This is a genomic window from Labrys wisconsinensis (assembly GCF_030814995.1).
Taxonomy (GTDB): Bacteria; Pseudomonadota; Alphaproteobacteria; order Rhizobiales; family Labraceae; genus Labrys; species Labrys wisconsinensis.
This window is the reverse complement of sequence record NZ_JAUSVX010000003.1, coordinates 172551-188584: the sequence shown is the minus strand read 5'-3', so window position 1 is coordinate 188584 and position 16034 is coordinate 172551. Positions and strand designations below refer to the sequence as shown.

Annotated in this window: 13 protein-coding genes and 1 pseudogene; 7 read left to right on the top strand and 7 right to left on the bottom strand. The window is 70.2% G+C overall.

All coding sequences use genetic code 11. From position 1 onward, the window contains the following. The first annotated feature begins 257 nt into the window (after positions 1-257). The 6 genes from speB (at position 258) to QO011_RS10845 (ending at position 6080) form a co-directional block, all read left to right on the top strand. Positions 258-1232, top strand: coding sequence for an agmatinase (gene speB, locus QO011_RS10870; RefSeq protein ID WP_370881946.1), 975 nt, complete (start codon positions 258-260; stop codon positions 1230-1232). A gap of 54 nt (positions 1233-1286) precedes the next feature. After that, positions 1287-2432: an ABC transporter substrate-binding protein gene (locus QO011_RS10865; RefSeq protein WP_307271480.1), complete on the top strand. Its 1146-nt coding sequence runs from the start codon at positions 1287-1289 to the stop codon at positions 2430-2432. A 65-nt stretch (positions 2433-2497) separates the two neighbouring features. Further along, the gene (locus QO011_RS10860; RefSeq protein WP_307271477.1) at positions 2498-3379 is read left to right on the top strand and encodes an ABC transporter permease; all 882 of its coding nucleotides are present in this window, start codon (positions 2498-2500) and stop codon (positions 3377-3379) included. Further along, positions 3376-4212, top strand: a complete 837-nt coding sequence (locus tag QO011_RS10855) for an ABC transporter permease (RefSeq protein WP_307271473.1) — start codon at positions 3376-3378, stop codon at positions 4210-4212. The genes QO011_RS10860 and QO011_RS10855 overlap by 4 nt, the downstream gene beginning before the upstream one ends. Next, positions 4209-5285, top strand: a complete 1077-nt coding sequence (locus QO011_RS10850) for an ABC transporter ATP-binding protein (RefSeq protein ID WP_307271470.1) — start codon at positions 4209-4211, stop codon at positions 5283-5285. Before QO011_RS10855 ends, QO011_RS10850 begins: the two co-directional genes overlap by 4 nt. A gap of 30 nt (positions 5286-5315) precedes the next feature. After that, complete coding sequence (locus QO011_RS10845) at positions 5316-6080, top strand: creatininase (protein WP_307271467.1); 765 nt, start codon at positions 5316-5318, stop codon at positions 6078-6080. Positions 6081-6130: 50 nt separating this feature from the next. Here the strand turns inward: QO011_RS10845 and QO011_RS10840 are convergent, their stop codons facing one another. The 3 genes from QO011_RS10840 to QO011_RS10830 all read right to left on the bottom strand — a co-directional run bounded on the left by QO011_RS10840 (position 6131) and on the right by QO011_RS10830 (position 9514). Further along, positions 6131-7381, bottom strand: coding sequence for a threonine ammonia-lyase (locus QO011_RS10840; protein WP_307271464.1), 1251 nt, complete (start codon positions 7379-7381; stop codon positions 6131-6133). Between the two features lie 81 nt (positions 7382-7462). Then, positions 7463-8572 carry an LLM class flavin-dependent oxidoreductase gene (locus tag QO011_RS10835; RefSeq protein WP_307271460.1) on the bottom strand — a complete coding sequence of 370 codons (1110 nt, stop codon included), beginning with the start codon at positions 8570-8572 and terminating at the stop codon, positions 7463-7465. Between the two features lie 21 nt (positions 8573-8593). Continuing rightward, a complete protein-coding gene (locus tag QO011_RS10830) occupies positions 8594-9514 on the bottom strand; it encodes a sulfurtransferase (RefSeq protein ID WP_307271458.1) in 921 nt (306 codons plus the stop codon). Between the two features lie 77 nt (positions 9515-9591). On the opposite strand from QO011_RS10830, the gene thiM reads away from it, so the two are divergent. Then, positions 9592-10422, top strand: a complete 831-nt coding sequence (gene thiM, locus QO011_RS10825) for a hydroxyethylthiazole kinase (RefSeq protein WP_307271456.1) — start codon at positions 9592-9594, stop codon at positions 10420-10422. Positions 10423-10485: 63 nt separating this feature from the next. Here thiM and QO011_RS10820 read toward each other — a convergent pair whose 3' ends face one another. From QO011_RS10820 to cml, 4 genes and pseudogenes are all read right to left on the bottom strand, one after another. Further along, complete coding sequence (locus QO011_RS10820; RefSeq protein WP_307271453.1) at positions 10486-11676, bottom strand: glycosyltransferase family 4 protein; 1191 nt, start codon at positions 11674-11676, stop codon at positions 10486-10488. Positions 11677-11829: 153 nt separating this feature from the next. Further along, complete coding sequence (locus QO011_RS10815; protein WP_307271451.1) at positions 11830-13059, bottom strand: DUF1501 domain-containing protein; 1230 nt, start codon at positions 13057-13059, stop codon at positions 11830-11832. Between the two features lie 4 nt (positions 13060-13063). After that, positions 13064-14551: a DUF1800 domain-containing protein gene (locus QO011_RS10810; RefSeq protein WP_307271449.1), complete on the bottom strand. Its 1488-nt coding sequence runs from the start codon at positions 14549-14551 to the stop codon at positions 13064-13066. Positions 14552-14786: 235 nt separating this feature from the next. Further along, positions 14787-15950, bottom strand: a pseudogene (cml, locus tag QO011_RS10805) (CmlA/FloR family chloramphenicol efflux MFS transporter); the annotation flags it as partial. Positions 15951-16034: the final 84 nt, after the last annotated feature.

Sequence of the window (16034 nt, the reverse complement as noted above, 5' to 3'; positions counted from 1 at the left end):
GATGTCCGGTCGCTGCTTTGGCTTGAAGCCTGGCGTTCAGTTTTCCTTATAGCCCCTCCAAGCTTTTGAGGCTATGCGGCAGTGCAGCGGAGTGGCACCGTCCGATCCCGACGAGCGTGCTGCCGTCAGCGGGGAAGGGGCTTTGCCGCTCCGGGGAGGCAGCGTGCATCCCGGGGGCGAGTTGACGTTCGATGGCACTTGAAATTCTCGATCTGGAAGCTTTGCGCGAACGCTACGCCGGCGCCGGCGGCGGCGACATGTTCGATCCGCATTTCCGCGACGTCGCACGCCGGATCTTTCGCGATTCCGACGGCCGCAAATGGCCCTTCGCCGATCCCGCGACGCTTCTGGACGCGCCCTTCATCGCCAACGGTCTGAACCCGGAGACGCTGGCGACGCTGGATGTGGCGCTGATCGGCGTGCCGATGGATCTCGGCGTCACGAACCGCAACGGCGCGCGTTTCGGGCCGCGCGCCGTGAGAGCGATCGACCGCATCGGTCCCTACGAGCACATCCTGCGGGTGGCGCCGATGGGCATGCTCGCCGTCGCCGACGTCGGCGACGTGCCGATGCGCAGCCGCTTCGATCTGAGCGAGTGCCACGCCGACATCGAGGCCTGCTATCGCATGGTCTCCGGGACGCGCGCCATTCCCCTGTCCGTCGGCGGGGATCATTCCATCACCGGCTCGATCCTCAAGGCGCTCGGCGCGGAACGGCCTGTCGGCTTGATCCAGATCGACGCGCACTGCGATACGGCCGGCCCCTATGAAGGATCGAAGTTCCACCATGGCGGACCGTTCCGCGAAGCCGTCCTCGCCGGCGTGCTCGATCCGCGCCGCACGGTGCAGATCGGCATTCGCGGCGGCGCGGAATATCTCTGGGAGTTCTCCTTCGCCTCGGGCATGACCGTCATTCACGCCGAAGACATTGGCGAGATGGGCATTCCCGCCGTGATCGCCAAGGCTCGAGAGGTGGTCGGTGGCGGGCCGACCTACGTAACCTTCGATGTCGACAGCCTCGACCCGGCCTTCGCCCCGGGCACGGGAACGCCCGAAGTCGGTGGATTGCTGCCGCGTGAGGCCCTGCAGCTTCTGCGCGGGTTCGCCGGCCTCGACATCGTCGGCGCCGACGTGGTCGAGGTCGCGCCCCAGTACGATGCCACCAGCAACACGGCCCAGGTGGCCGCACAGGTGCTGTTCGAACTGCTCTGCCTGATAGCCTTGAAAAAATGACGGCGACGCGCCGCAACCAGACGATTCATCATCCTCCAGCAGGGAACCAAAGACATGAAGAAGTTCGAAGGACGCGGTTTCTTCCATGACCCCGTGTCGCGCCGCGATGTCATCAAGGCCGGGGCGCTCGTCGGCCTCGGCGCTTCGGTCGGCCTCTCGTTCGGGCCGGCCAAGGCGGCCGACGACAACGTGCTGGGCCTCCTGAGCTGGCCGGGCCATGCCGGCCCCGAGGTCGTGGGCGAGTTCGAGAAGAAGTACAACGTCAAGGTGCAAGCCAAGGAGTATACCGGCGGCGAGGAGATGATGGCGCTGCTGCAATCCTCGCCGCCCGGCACGTTCGACGTCGTTCTGACCGACGCGGAATACGTCACCATGCTGGCGCAGGCGGGCAAGATCGACGCGCTCGATCCTGCCCAGTATCCGCTGAACGACTTCTGGCCGCAGTTCCAGAAGTTCCCGCTGCACTGGCGGGAGGGCAAGCTCTATTCCTTGATCAACAGCTTCGGCTATCTCGGGCTGGTCTACAACACCACCAAGCTTTCGGCGGACGATGCCAGGTCGTACAAGCTGCTGTGGGACGGCAGGGTCACGAAGAAAGTCGGCATGTACGACTGGTATCTGCCCAACATGTCTTGCCTGAGCATGTATGACGGCAACCGTCCTCCCTACGACGTCGACAAGGCCAAATTCGAGCAGCTCAGCCAGGCGCTCCTCTCGCTGTCGCCGCAGATGTCGGGCATCGGCCCCTGGTCCTCGGTCTTCTCGTCACTGACCAACGGCGAGGCCTGGGTCATGCCCGGCGTCGGCGCCTGGGCGGCGATTCTGCTGCAGAAGAGCGGTGTGCCGATCACGGCCGCCATTCCCCAGGAAGGCGGCGTGCAGTGGACCGAGTCGCTCTCGATCGTCTCGTCGTCGGCGAAGAAGGACCTGGCGGTCAAGTTCCTGCAGTACCGTGCGTCGCCCGAGGGGCAGGTGCAGACGGCGACGAAGTCGTCCTATGTCGCATCCATGCCGAGCAAGGCCGGCTGGGAGCTGCTCGACAAGACCGACCCCAAGATGGCAGATCTGCTGGAGCATCGCCTCGACAAGCGCAACGTGATGTCGGAGATCGAGGAGGGCAAGATCGAGATTCGCGGCCTGCCGACCCAGCAGTCCATCGAGGAGTGGACCGACGTCTGGACCAGGTTCAAGAATGCCTGATCGTCGATCCCGGCGGCGATGGTTCGCCGCCGGGATTGTCTCGTCATCGCTTTCGGGAATTCGGGATGTCCAGCGACGCGACCCGTGAAGGCCGCGCCAGCGGCCGAAGAAGCCTGTTCGGGGTCGTGCTCGGTGCTCCGATGCTGATCGCGCAGGTGCTGCTGTTCGTGGCGCCGCTCGGCTTCCTCGTCATGATGACCTTCTGGAGCGTGCGCAATTTCACGCTCTCGCCGGACTTCACGCTCGCGAACTGGGGCAAGGTCCTTTCGGCCTCGTATTTCTGGGACATCTATCTGCGCACGCTGCTCTATGCGCTGCTGGCGGCGGCGATCACCAGCCTCGTCGGCTTTCCCGGCGCCTTCTACCTCGCCTATCGCGCCTCGGCGGGCGTCCGGCGCGCCATCCTGTTCCTGTTGATCACGCCCTACTTCACCAGCTATCTCGTGCGGATCTACTCCTGGAAAATCCTTCTGACGGATCAGGGGCTCATCAACCTCGCTCTCGGCGGGGTCGGGCTCGGTCCCTTGCGCATGTACAACAATCTCTTCGGCACCATGGTCGGCTATGTCACGTTGTGCTTTCCGCTGGTGCTGCTGATCCAGCTGATCAGCCTTTCCAATGTCGATCGCCGCCTGATCGAGGCCGCGCACAATCTGGGTTGCGGCCGCCTGCGCACGGTGTTCGCGGTCGTCATACCCTCGGCCAAGGTCGGTCTCGTCCTGGCCGCGACCTTCGCTTTCATCCTGTCCTTCGGCGACTTCGTCAGCCCGACGCTGCTGGGGGGAAGCAAGCCGCCGGTGCTGAGCATCTTCATGGTCGACACGGTCCGCTCGGGGTCCGACTGGCCGCGCGCCTCGGTCGTCGCGATGGTCATGGTGGCGACGCTGCTGGCGGCCGGGCTGGGCGCGCTGAAGCTCGCTTACGGCAGACGCGGGGAGGCGAGGTGACGGCCAATCGTCTCATCGGCTGGACGCTGCTGGCTTATGTCGCGCTGACGATCGCGTTCATCCTGGCGCCGATCGTCTCCAGCTTCGTTTTCTCGTTCAACGCCGGGCGTTTCCCGAGCCTGCCCTGGCAGGGGTTCAGCACCGACTGGTACGCGGCCGTGCTGACGGACCCGTCCATTCGCTCCGGCCTGATCAACAGCCTGATCGTGGCGGCCTGCTCCGCGACCATCGCCACCCTCCTCGGCTTCACCGCCGCCTACACGGACTATCGCTACAAGTTCACCGGCAAGGCGGTCTATGTGGCGCTCGCCATGCTGCCCCCCAACGTGCCGGTGATGATCCTCGGCCTCGCCATGCTGGTCTATCAGAGCCAGTTCTCGCTGGTGGGCGCTCTGCATTCGGTGATCATCGCCCACGTGGTGTACTGCGCGCCCTTCGCCATGGCGCTGGTGCGCCTGCGCCTGTCGCAGATGGATCCCGATCTCGAGGCAGCCGCCTGGAATCTGGGGGCAGGGCAGGCGCAGGCGCTGCGCCACGTCATCCTGCCCTTCGCGCTGCCGTCCATCCTCGCCGCCTTCTTCCTGACCATGGCCGTCTCGTTCGACGAGTTCGCCATGGCCTGGTTCGTCTCCGGCTTCAACGAGACGCTGCCGGTGCGCATCCTGGTGCTGCTGCAGCGGGAGGTCAGTCCGCGAGTCAATGCCATCGGGAGCATCGTCTTCCTCGTGACCATCGTCCTGGCGCTGACGGCGCTGGCGTTGTTCTCGTGGCGACGCACCGGCGGCCGTGCCGTGCGCCCTTCCACCGGTTCAGACAGAAGCGATTCCGCATGAACGCCCCTCTGCTCGTTCTCGACAAGGTCGAAAAGCAGTATGACGGCTTCGCCGCCGTGAAATCGATCGACCTCGTCGTCGAATCCGGCGAGTTCGTCGCGATCATGGGGCCGAGCGGCTGCGGCAAGACCACGACGCTGAGGATGATCGCGGGCCTCGAGGTGCCGACGGGCGGCGAGATCCGCCTGCGCGGCAAGGTGTTGAACCATGTCGACCCGTGGGAGAGGCAGACGCCGCTGGTGTGGCAGAGCCTCGCGCTCTTTCCGTTCCTCAACGTCCGCCAGAACGTCGAGTTCGGGCTCAAGATGCGCGGAATCGACGCCACCACCCGTCGCGCGAAGGCCGACGGCTGGCTGGAGCGCCTGGGCCTCGAGCCCTTCGCGACGCGCGCGGTGACGCAGCTCTCCGGCGGCCAGCGTCAGCGCGTGGCGCTGGCCCGCTCGCTGGTTCTGGAGCCCGAGCTGCTGCTGCTCGACGAGCCGCTGAGCGCGCTCGACGCCCATCTGGTGGTGAAGATGCAGGCCGAGCTGATCCAGTTGCAGAAGCAGCTGGGCATCACCTTCTGCTATGTCACCCACAGCCAGTCGGAAGCTTTCGCCATGGCCGATCGCGTGGTGATCATGAACGGCGGGACGATCCAGCAAGTGGGTGCTCCGCGCCAGATCTTCCGCAAGCCGGCGAACCGCTTCGTGGCCGAATTCATCGGCACGAACAACATCATCAACGGCGTGGCCCGCACGGAGGGAGGCGATATCGTCGTCGAGTCCGGGTTCGGCACGCTGGAGCCTCCGAGCCATGGCGCGCCGATGCCCGGGCGCAAGGTCGAGCTGGTGATCGGCGCCGACTTCCTCGCCCTGTCGCGTGAGCGACCGGCCCTGCCGAACGTCGTTCCCGTCCGGGTGATCGGCGAGCAGTTCGTCGGGTCGGTCGTGGTCGTTCATCTCGAAGCGGGCGACGAGCGAAGCCTGCGAGCCCAGCTGCCGCTGCACCTGTTCGAGCAGCTGGCGCCCGCGCACGGCGAGGCGCTGTTCGCCGGCTGGCAGCCGGAGAACGCCTATCTCCTTGAGCAATGATCCGCACCCGCAACAGCGCGAGGAAATGACGTGACCAGTTTCCGCATGGCCGAGATGACATGGCCCGACTATCACGAGGCGCTCGCGCAAGACCCGGTCATCCTGGTCCCCGTGGGGGCCACCGAGCAGCACGGCCCGCATCTGCCGCTCTCCGTCGACGTCATCTTGCCGACGGCGGTGTGCGAAGGCGTCGCTGCGCGGGGCGGCTATCTCGTCGCCCCGCCCCTGGCCTATGGATACAAGTCCATGCCCCGCTCCGGCGGCGGCCAGCATTTCCCCGGCACGACGAGCCTCGACGCGGCGAGCCTGGTCGCTCAGGTCAAGGACCTCACGCGTGAATTCGTCCGGCACGGCGCGCGCGGGATCGCGTTCATCGTCGGCCATACGGAGAACCTCTGGCACGTGAGCGAGGGCTGCGATCTCGCCTACCGCGAGAATGCGCGCCTCGCCGAGGGGCTGCGCATCCTGAACGTGGGCTATTGGCAGTTCCTGCCGGCCGAGACCGCGAGCGCCATCTTCGGCACGACGCAGATCGATTGGGACATGGAGCATGCGGGCATCATGGAAACGTCGATGATGCTGCATCTGCGCCCCGATCTCGTGCACATGGAGCGCCTGGTCGAGCACGCGCCTTCGCGCGTGCCGGGCTACGAGCTCTGGCCCTACGACATCGATGCCGTGCCGTCCGACGGCGTGCTCAACACGGCGGGCGCAGCGACTGCCGAGAAGGGCAAGCAGTTCCTCGACGCCTATGTCCGCAGCCTCGCGGCGGCCTTGGGGGACGCGTTCAAATAGGCCCGGACGTCGCGGCCGCGAGCCGCGGCAGTTCCGCTGGCGCAGGCGCGTCAGAATTCGTCGCGCCGGACCCGGAAATTCTCGGCCGTGAGCCGGCCCATCAGCGCCGGCAGGTCGGCGGGATCGCGCAGCTCGACATCGAGAGACACCGAGCTCTCCTTGGCGCGGCTTGTGGCGGCGAGGCGCTCGTGGCGCAGCTCGTAGATGTTGGCGCCCTCGGCGGCGACGGCGGCCGTAAGCCGGGCGAGGGCGCCGGGATGGTCGGGCAGCTCGGCGCGGATGCGCACCATGCGGCCGGTGCGGGTGAGGTGGCGCTGCAGCACGGCGACCAGCACGCGCGTGTCGATGTTGCCGCCGGAAAGCACGACGCCGACCCGCCGGGCGGCGAACAGCTCGGGCCGCGCCAGCATGGCGGCGATGCCGGCGCCGCCGGCGCCCTCGCACAGCGTCTTCTCGATGCCGAGCAGCAGGGCGATCGCCTCCTCGATGGCGTCCTCGCCGACCACGGCGATGGCATCGACGCCGGCACGGACGATGCGCCGGGTGATCGCGCCGGGATCGGTGACGGCGATGCCCTCGGCGACCGAGGAGCCCACCGCCGGCTCGCCGTCGAAGCTGCCGCAGGCGCGGGCCATGCCGGGAAAGATCTCCGATTGCACGCCGACGATTCGCATGGCGGGCCGCAGCGCCCGGGCGACGACGACGGCGCCGGCGATGAGGCCGCCGCCGCCGATGGGCAGGGCGAGCGTGTCGAGCGCGGGCTGGGCGTGCAGCATCTCCAGTGTCGCCGTGCCCTGGCCGGCAATGACGGCGGGGTCGTCGAAGGGGTGGACGACGGTCAGTCCTTCGGCCTGTGCCAGCCGGCTCATCTCGACGGCGGCCTCGCCGAAGCCGGCGCCGTGCAGCACCACCCGGGCTCCGTGCTCGCGCACCCGCTCGACCTTGAGGTTCGGCGTCGTGGTCGGCATCACGATGGTGGCGGCGATGCCGCTGCGCCCGGCGTGATAGGCCACGCCCTGGGCGTGATTGCCGGCCGAGGCGGCGATGACGCCGCGATCCCTCTCCTCCGGCGTCAGCGAAAGCAGCTTGTTGAGCGCGCCGCGCTCCTTGAACGATGCGGTGAACTGCAGGTTCTCGAACTTCAGCCAGACTTCGGCGCCGAGCTTGCGCGACAGGGTCTGCGAGAGGAGGAAGGGCGTCGCCGCCACGGCGCCGGCGATGCGCGCGGCGGCGGCCTCGACATCGGCCAGGGTCACGTCCGGGGGCAGTTGCAGGTCCACGTCGCTCCTCGACCGGTTCATGACGCCGCCGGCGATCCTTACCCGAGGCGCGTCGCCGGGGATATAGGCGAGGGCAGGTCCGGCCTCGGCGGCGCTCGCCCCTCAGCCGATCTCGGCGAGGCGCGGCAGGAGAAGCTGCGACACGGTCCTCGCCTCCTCGGTCAGCGGCCAGCCGGACAGGATCAGGGCGGAGAGGCCGGCCTCGTCGTGATAGGCCTGGACGTTGCCGGCGATGTCCTCGGGATCGCCGACGAAATAGACCGCGGAGGAGCCGGTGTCGAAGATGTCGAGCGGCGACCAGGCGGTGATGCCGGCATAGAGGTGGCGCTCCAGCCGCAGCTCCTCGGGATGCGGCAGCCGCCCGGCGAGCAGGGCGCGGATCCAGCCCTGGCGCCGCGCGTCGGGGGCCTGGAAGCTGGCCAGGCCGTGCTCGCCCTTGGTGCGGCGGCGGACGGCGGCGTCGAGCCTGGCGACCATGGCCTCGACGCCGGTGCGCTCGAACAGGGCGCGGAAATGCGCCTCGGCCTCGCGGCGGGTCGGCCGGACGATGGCGCTGGCCAGGGCGCCGAGATCGGCGAAGCGGCGGCCCTTCGTCGCGGCTGCGGCGCGGGCGGCGTCGAACTGGCCGCGGATCCGCTCCAGGCACCGCAGCATGGTGAGGTAGACGTCGACGATTCCGCCGGCATGGGCGAGGCCGGCGGGGCTGTCGCCGGCGCCCCACAGGGCGATGCCGTCCGGCTGGGTCGGCTCGATCGTGAGCGGCGTGTTCGGGAAGTTGGTCGGGTTGCCGGCGCGGTAATGGCGGTGGAACTCGCGCCAATAGGCCTCGCCCAGGGCATAGCGGTCGTCGTGCGAGGTCGAGACCCCATAGGTCTCCATGATAGTGTCGCGCCCGTTGATCAGATTGAGGAGCAGGCGGCCGCCGGAGAAGGCGTCGAAGGTCAGGGCCTGCTGGGCCAGGAGCTTGGCCGGCGTCATCCGGGCATAGACCGCGACCAGGAAACGCATCCGCCGCGTGTGGCTCGCCGCGAACGAGGCGGAGACGAAGGGGTCGTTCGGCCAGGTTGCGACCAGCGCGCCGTGGAAGCCGCCTTCGTCGATCGTCTGCGCCAGGCGCCGGTAGCGCGCGAAGTCCGGGGGATAGAGACCGTTCTCGATCCAGGGATAGTCGCCATCGGCAAGGTTGAGATACCAAAGCGTCTTCAGGCTCATGTGCGTGGTTCCTGAAGTGATCTACGAGCCGGTTGCCATCGGCAGCGCCGGGTTGGCCGACCATTCCGCGAGGGAGCCGTCATAGATTGTGACGCCATCGGCGCCGGCGAGCGCCAGGGCCAGCGCCGTGCCGGCGGCGGTGACGCCGCCGCCGCAATAGGCGACGATCGGCCGCTCGCCGGCGAGCAGCGGCGCAAGGCGACGGCGCAGCTCGGCCGGAGGCCGGAAGCGGCCGTCGGGGCTCAGCAGCTCGCCATGGGGCAGGCTGAGGCTGCCGGGGATATGGCCCGGCCGGCTGTAGGAGCATTCGGCGCCGGTGAAGACCGGGCGGCGCAGCACGCAGGCGAGCGTGCCCGGCGCGCGTCCCTCGACAATGGCGAGCACATCGGCGGTCTCGACGAAGAAGCCCGGGCGCTCCCGCGCCGTGAAGGCGGTGGGCGTCTCTGCCGGCCGGCCGGTTTCGAGCCGGCCGCCGCCGGCCGTCCAGGCGCCGAGCCCGCCGTCCAGCACCGCGACGGCGTCGTGACCGAAGGCGCGGAACAGCCACCACAGCCGCGCCGCCCAGATGCCGGTGCTGTCGTCATAGATCACCAGGCGGCGGTCGTCGGTCAGGCCGAGGGCGCTGGCCGCCGCGGCGAAGCGCGACGCCGTCGGCCGGGTGAAGGCGAAGCGGGCGGCAGGGCTGGAGAAGTCGTCGATGAGGTCGGCAAAGCGCGCGCCGGGGATGTGGCCGGTGGTCTCGAACGCGGCGAGCCCGCTGCGCCAGGCGCGGGCGCCGTCGGCCCCGGTCGCCTTGGCGACGCTGGCATCGAGCGCCGTGAGATCGGCATCGGCGAGATGGCGGGAAAGCCAGTCGGCAGAGACCAGCGGCCGCCCGTCCCACCCGGTCCGGCTCGTCGGCGTCGTCCGATCCGCGCCGGCCGTCGTTCCGCTTGTGCGCATCGGGCGTCTCATTTAACTATCAAATCTCTAGACTGTATATTCAATATCGAACGCTCCTCCAAGCCCGGACCGATGCCATGAGTTTCGCACCCGCCCTCGACGCCGTGGTCGCCGCCCATGCGGCGCTGCGGGCGCGCCGCCCCCTGGTGCAGGCGCTGACCAACACGGTATCGACCAATTTCATGGCGAATGTGCTGCTGTCGGCCGGCGCCTCGCCCGCCATGGTCGACAACCCGGAGGAGGCGGCGCTGTTCGCCGGCATCGCCGACGGCGTGCTCATCAATCTCGGCACGCCCACGGCGGCCCAGGTCGAGGCGATGCGGCTGGCGGCTGCGGCCGCTGAGAAGGCCGGCAAGCCCTGGGTGCTCGATCCGATCGCCGCCGGCGGATTGCCCTGGCGCGGCGGCGTCGCGGCGGAGCTCCTGCAGTTCCGGCCGGCCGCGGTGCGCGGCAACGCCTCGGAGATCATCGGCCTTGCCGGGCTCGGCGGCGGAGCGCGCGGCGTCGACAGCTCGGCCGATCCCGCGGCCGCCGTGCCGGCGGCGCGCGACCTCCTCGCCCATGCCGCCGCCGTATCGGCGTCGGGTCCGGTCGATCATGTGGTCGGGCGGGTCGGCAGCCGCACCGTGCTGGTGCGGATCGGCGGCGGCAGCGCCCTGTTGCCGCGGGTCACCGCCACCGGCTGCTCGCTCGGGGCTCTGACCGCCGCCTATGCCGCCGTGGCGCCGGATCCGCTCACCGGCCTGGTGGCGGCGCATGTGCATTTCGCCGTCGCCGCCGAGCTCGCGGAAGCCGTGGCGCCGCGGCCGGGCAGCTTCGCGGCGGCCTTCCTCGATGCGCTCGATGCGGTCGACGAGGCCGTGCTGAGGGAGCGGGCGAAGATCGAGCCGGCCGTCGAGCTCGCCTGAGCCGGCGGGCTCGGTGATACGCAGGGCTGCAATGGTCGTCGGGAACGGAGCGAAGCGGAAGTGTCAGCGCGGCGGGCTGGAGGCCGCTGGCTCGGGCACGACACCGGCCGCGCCGTGCGTCGCGCCCAGGGCTTCGTCGACGAAGGCCTTGAACCGGCCGGCATAGCGCTCCTCGGTGAAACGTGCCGCGTGGCTCTGGCAGGCGGCGTGGCCGCGCTCCCGCACCAGGTGGGGCGTATCGACGGCCTCCAGGATCGCGGCGGCGAGGGCGCTCCGTTCGCGCGGCGCGAACAGCCAGCCGGTCCTGCCGGGCTCGACGATCTCGACGAGCCCACCATGGGCCGCGGCGATCACCGGGCGGGCATGCGCCATCGCCTCGATCGCCACCAGCCCGAACGGCTCGGGGGCGAGGGAGGGCACGGCGACCACGTCGCTCCAGCGATAGAGCGGCGAAGGGTCTGCCCGGAAGTCCTCGACGAGCACCGTGCCGGCAAGGTCGTGGTCGTCGATCGTCTTCAGCAGCGCGGCGCGCAGCTCCGGGCTGCGGAACGTGCCGCCCGCGATCCGCACCTCCACCCGCCGGCCCTGCCGGACGATGTCGGCGATCGCCTGGATGAGCAGCGGCTGCCCCTTCCAGCGGTTGATCCGGCCGATCATCAGGATGCGGAGCGGACGCGTGCCGTCATAGCCGGGCGGCGTCGGGGAGGCCGGCGACGGGCAGGAATTCCAGACGAAGCCGAGACCCTGGCCGGGACCGAGCGCGAACGCCGCCTGCGTCGCCTTCGAGATGAACAGGACGCGGGCGCTGGACCAGGCCAGCAGCATGCGCAGCACCCGCAGCACCATGCCCTGGGGCAGCTCGTGCACGTGGACGAGCATCGGCCTGCGGCTCAGGCGGGCCGCGCAGAGGAAATCCACGATGACGCAGGTGCTGACATAGGTGAGATCGCTCTCCGAGATCTGCCGCCGGGCTCGCGCGATCGCCTTGACCAGGGCGGGCAGCCCGATGGTGGCCCGCTTCAGGATGCCCTTCCGCCTCAGGATCCAGAGGTCGTGGACCTCGACCTTGGCGCCCAGACGCTCGATCTCGGCGGCGAGGGTCCCCCGGGCCGGCAGCAACACCTGGATCCTCGCCGCCGGGAAGTGCTCCCGCAGGCTCCTGACGCTTTGCACGAACACCCGGTCGGACCCGTAGAGCTCGTAGCCCTGGTGCACGCAGGTGATGGTCCGGACGGGGCTGGTGTGATGCTTCATGTGTGAAAATTTCCCACACATTTCGCGCAACCGCAACACGAGAATTGCCGGGCGAACGCGAGTCCGCCCGGCAAAGGATTGAAAAGATGGGATCTTCCCCAGGAGATTGCGGCGCGAGGCGGCCGGCACGCAGTCGCGAGGCCGGTCGCGCCGTCAGACCACCAGGCCCGCCATCGGCTTCACCGCCGCCGAATCCGGGAACACCTTGTCGCCGAGCACGGCCGGCGTGAGGCCGAACTGGTCGGCGAGCAGGCCCTTCAGCACCGCCCGGACGTCGGCGGTCGGCGCGAGGTCGCGGCCCTGGTAGAGCTGCGCCGGCTTGAGGCCCGGCCAGTCGGCGATGACGCGCCCGCCCTTGATCGCGCCGCCGGCCAGCAGCACGACCGTGCCGGTGCCGTGGTCGGTGCCGACCGTGCCGTTGATGTGCGCCGTGCGCCCGAACTCGGTGATCGCCACGACGGCCGTGTCCTTCCAGCGCGGGCCGAGGCCGCTCTGCAGGTCCGCGAAGGCGCCGTCCAGCCCGGCGAGCAGGGTGGCGAGATGGCCGGTGGCGCCGCCTTCGTTGGCATGGGTGTCCCAGCCGTCGAAGGCCAGCGCCGCGACGCGCGGGCCGTCGTCGCCGGCCATCAGCCGCGCCGCGCCCTGGGCGGCCTGGCGCATGGCATCCGGGCCGCCGCGCGGCTTCATGCCGCCGGCGACCATGCCCTCGTTCGAGGCCAGCCGGTCGGCGTCGAGCCCGCGGCGCAGCGACGTCGCCAGAACCGGGTCGCGATGGTCGTAGAGATCGAGCAGCCGTGTCGCGAGGTCGTCGTCCGGCGCGGGCAGGGCCTGCGGCGCCCAGCCGATCACCGGCGCCGCCCCGCGCATGACCAGCGGCGTCGAGGGACCGACGGCCAGGCCTCCGTGCCGGGCGACGCGCTCGCCGGCGGGCAGGGCGGCGAGGGCGCGGTTCAGCCATCCCGTCTCGGTATGGCCCGGGCCGGGAAAGCCGCTTTCCAGCACGTCCTGGCCGTCGAAATGCGAGCGGTCGCGGTAGCCGGTGGCCGCGGCATGCACCACGGCGGCCTGTCCGGCCTTGAACAGGCGGGCGAAGGCCGGCATCGCCGGGTTGAGGGCGAAGAAGCCGTCGAGCGGCAGGGCCGGGTGCGCACCGGTCAGCGACAGGGCGATGTCGCCGTGCAGCCCGGCATAGTCGGGATCGCCGACCGGGCCGACCGTGGTGAGGCCGTCGAGGGCGCCGCGCAGCACGATGACGATCAGGCGCGGATCGCGGCCGTCGGCGGCGCGGGCGATGCGCGGCAGATAGGCCCAGGCGAACAGGGCGCCGCCGCTCAGCAAAACGGTGCGGCGGGACGGGGAAGGGATTTCGCACAGCAGGGCCATGGCGCTATCTCCGCTGGAATTCCGGGGCCATCATCAGGAGAGCCAGCCCCTGCTGCTCGGAAGCCGCCCGCTCGACCGTCCGGCGCGTCTCGGGCGAGGCCGAAGACCCGATGACGGCGTCGAGCACGGCAACGGGATTGGCGATCGCCTTGGCTTGCCGGGCCGCCTGCCAGGCGATGTCGAAGCGCGTCTTCATGCCTTCCGGCGAGGCCTGGGCCGCCGCGACGTCGGAGAAGCCGTTCGGGCCCGGCGGCTGCCACAGCGGCTCGCCGAGCGCGGCCAGCCAGCCGAGCGTCTGGTTGGGGTCGCTGCCCGCGCCCGGGCCGACCGTCCGCCGCACCGCCATGGCATATTCGACCGGCGTGCGCATCTTGGTGAACGGCGCGCTCCAGGCCTCGGGCGTGTCGACCAGCGCGACGGCCAGCGCCCGGAGGTCGCCGTCCTTGTCGGTGAACACCTGCGCCAGGCGCGCCACCGCCGCGGGCGGCGGGGTGTCGGCGATGAAATGGCGCGCCAGCTTGGTCGCGATGTGATGCGCGGTGGCGGGGTGGCGGGCAATGTCGTTCAGCACCGTTTCGGCCTGGCCCATGCCGCCGATGGCGTAGGCCTTGCCGAGCACCACCTCCTCGCCCGGTTCGTGGGCGCTGGCGTTGAACACGAAGGTCCCGGGCTCGCCGAGCCTGCCGTCGCGGCCCGCCATGCTCCACCCCGTCAGGATCCGCGCGAAGCTCGTCACGTCGGCCTGGCCGTAGCCGCCGTCGACGCCGAGCGTGTGCAGCTCCAGGATCTCCCGAGCCAGGTTCTCGTTCAGGCCGCGCCTGCGGTTCTGGCCGGCGCGCGAATCCGGGCCGACCGACTGCTGGTTGTCGAGATAGAGCAGCATCGCCGGGTGGTGCTCGACCGCCATCAGCATGTCGGCGAAGCGCCCGAGCACGAAGGGCCGGATCGCCTCGCGCTCGAAGGCGCCGGCCACGGCCCGGACCGGGCTCTCCTTGGCGACGGAGATGCAGAAATGGTTCGACCAGAAATAGACGAGGCGCTCCACGAAGCCCGCCTCGACCGCGAGCGCCTTGTCGAACCGCGCCTTGGCCTCCGCCCGGAACAGCCGGGTCTCGACCGGCGGCTCGGGCGGCGCGGCGGGCGCTGCCCCGGCAGGCGGCATGGCGGCCGCCGGCATCGGTCCTGGCTTCGCGCCGGCTTGCGGCGGCGCACCGGGGAGGGCGGCCATCGCCGGCTGCGCCAGGGCCGCCTGCGCGGCCTTCTCGCGCTGACGTTCGAAGCCGGCATCCATGCTGGCCTGCAGGGCCGCCGAGGAGCTCGGCAGGTCGAAGGCCGCGTTGTCGCGAGAGATCAACGCGATGTCGCCCTGTCGAAGCTCGGCCTTGAGGAAGCCGCGGGGGTCGCCCGCGGCCTTGCCGTAGTCGCCGGGCCTGGCGCCCAGGCCGAAACGCTGGAATGCCACCAGCACGGGATTGGGATCGGATGTGGTCATGCGATGTCCACGCAAATCGCGGAGCCGTGAGCGGCTGCTTCCACGCAATCGAGCCTCGTCCTGCCGTTTGTTGGGAGCGCGACGGGAACGGGGCGACAAAGCGGCGATGTGTTTCCGGACGGTTTCGAGCGCGGCCCTGCGCGAGGCTCCCGCGTGCCGGAGAGGCCGGAGCAAGGCGCCGACGCCCCTTGCTCCGGCAGTCGGCGCTCAGTCCTTCCGCCGCTTCTCCAGCCTGCGCAGCGCCGAGCGTCGCGAGCCCCATCACGATGCAGAAGCCGGCGAGCGGCCAAGCCGTGTCGCCGGGCAGCAGCACCACGAAGGCCGTGCCGACGCCGCCGACCACCAGGCTCTGGAGGCAGGCATGCAGAGCGACAGCCGTGCCCGCGGCATCGCCGAAGCGCCGCAGCGCGCCGTTGGCGGTGACCGAGCAGGCCATGGCGATACCGACGGCGATCACCCACATCGGCGCGACAAAGCCCCAGAGCGGCGGAGCGTTCAGGGCCTCGCCGGCCGTCAACAGGGCGGCCCCGGCGAGCAGCAGTCCCATGCCGCGGGCAAGAGTCCCGGCAAGGCCCCAGCGCGCTACGAAGCACCGGGCGAAGCGGCTGGTCGCCGCCATGGCCAGCGCCGTCGAGCCGAAGGCCAGGCTGAAGCCGAGCGGCGACAGTCCGGCCCTGTCGACCAGGACGCGGGGAGCGGTGGAGAAGAACACGAAGAAGGCGCCCAGGGCTGCGCTGAAGCCCAGCGTGTAGGTGCGGAAGGCCCCATCGCGCAGGATCCGGCCGAAGGGCCGTGGCGCCCCCGCCGGCGCTTCGGGGCGCGTCTCCGGCCAGGCCGCCAAGGCATGGAGGCCCGCGGCTGCGGCGAGGCCGCCGAGCGTGCCGAAGATGGCGCGCCAGCCGCAGGCCTCCAGGATCAGCGCGCCGGCGACCGGGCCGAGCGCCGGCACGAAGGCGAGCATGGCGCCGAGCAGGCTGTAGATCGTCGCGCCCTGCGGCGACCCGGCATAGACGTCGCGCACCGTGGCGAAGGTGGCGACCAGAGCCGCCGCGGCGCCCGCCGCCTGCAGCACGCGCAGCGCGACGAAGGGCGCGGCCGAGGAGACGAGGGCGAGCAGGAGAGAGCTGCAGGCAAACAGGGACGCGCCGCCGAGCAGCACCGGCCGCCGGCCGATCCGGTCGGAGAGCGGCCCGAACAGGAGTTGCCCGACGCCGAGGACCACCATGTAGAGGCTGAGCGTCAGCTGGATGATCGCCGGCGAGGTGCCGAGCGCTCCCGGCATCGCCGGAAGGGCCGGCAGGTAGATGTCCATGGCCAGGGAGGCCAGCAGGTCGAAGGGCGCCATCAGCAGCAGCGCCGCCGGCAGCGAGAAGGTCCAGGTCGAATGTTTCGAAGGCATGGGAGTGCGTCCGCACGAGGGATATCGAGCGGCGATCTGTCTGTTCGGTGCATGGCCTGCGGGAGCGACAGATGCCGCAGCAAC

Excerpts from the sequence above, each read along its gene's own strand:
- QO011_RS10820 (WP_307271453.1), bottom strand. The coding sequence starts at position 11,676 with ATGAAGCATCACACCAGCCCCGTCCGGACCATCACCTGCGTGCACCAG.
- QO011_RS10815 (WP_307271451.1), bottom strand. The coding sequence starts at position 13,059 with ATGGCCCTGCTGTGCGAAATCCCTTCCCCGTCCCGCCGCACCGTTTTG.
- QO011_RS10835 (WP_307271460.1), bottom strand. The coding sequence starts at position 8,572 with ATGAGCCTGAAGACGCTTTGGTATCTCAACCTTGCCGATGGCGACTAT.
- QO011_RS10865 (WP_307271480.1), top strand. The coding sequence starts at position 1,287 with ATGAAGAAGTTCGAAGGACGCGGTTTCTTCCATGACCCCGTGTCGCGC.
- QO011_RS10850 (WP_307271470.1), top strand. The coding sequence starts at position 4,209 with ATGAACGCCCCTCTGCTCGTTCTCGACAAGGTCGAAAAGCAGTATGAC.
- QO011_RS10810 (WP_307271449.1), bottom strand. The coding sequence starts at position 14,551 with ATGACCACATCCGATCCCAATCCCGTGCTGGTGGCATTCCAGCGTTTC.
- QO011_RS10860 (WP_307271477.1), top strand. The coding sequence starts at position 2,498 with ATGTCCAGCGACGCGACCCGTGAAGGCCGCGCCAGCGGCCGAAGAAGC.
- QO011_RS10830 (WP_307271458.1), bottom strand. The coding sequence starts at position 9,514 with ATGCGCACAAGCGGAACGACGGCCGGCGCGGATCGGACGACGCCGACG.
- thiM (WP_307271456.1), top strand. The coding sequence starts at position 9,592 with ATGAGTTTCGCACCCGCCCTCGACGCCGTGGTCGCCGCCCATGCGGCG.
- speB (WP_370881946.1), top strand. The coding sequence starts at position 258 with ATGTTCGATCCGCATTTCCGCGACGTCGCACGCCGGATCTTTCGCGAT.
- QO011_RS10840 (WP_307271464.1), bottom strand. The coding sequence starts at position 7,381 with ATGAACCGGTCGAGGAGCGACGTGGACCTGCAACTGCCCCCGGACGTG.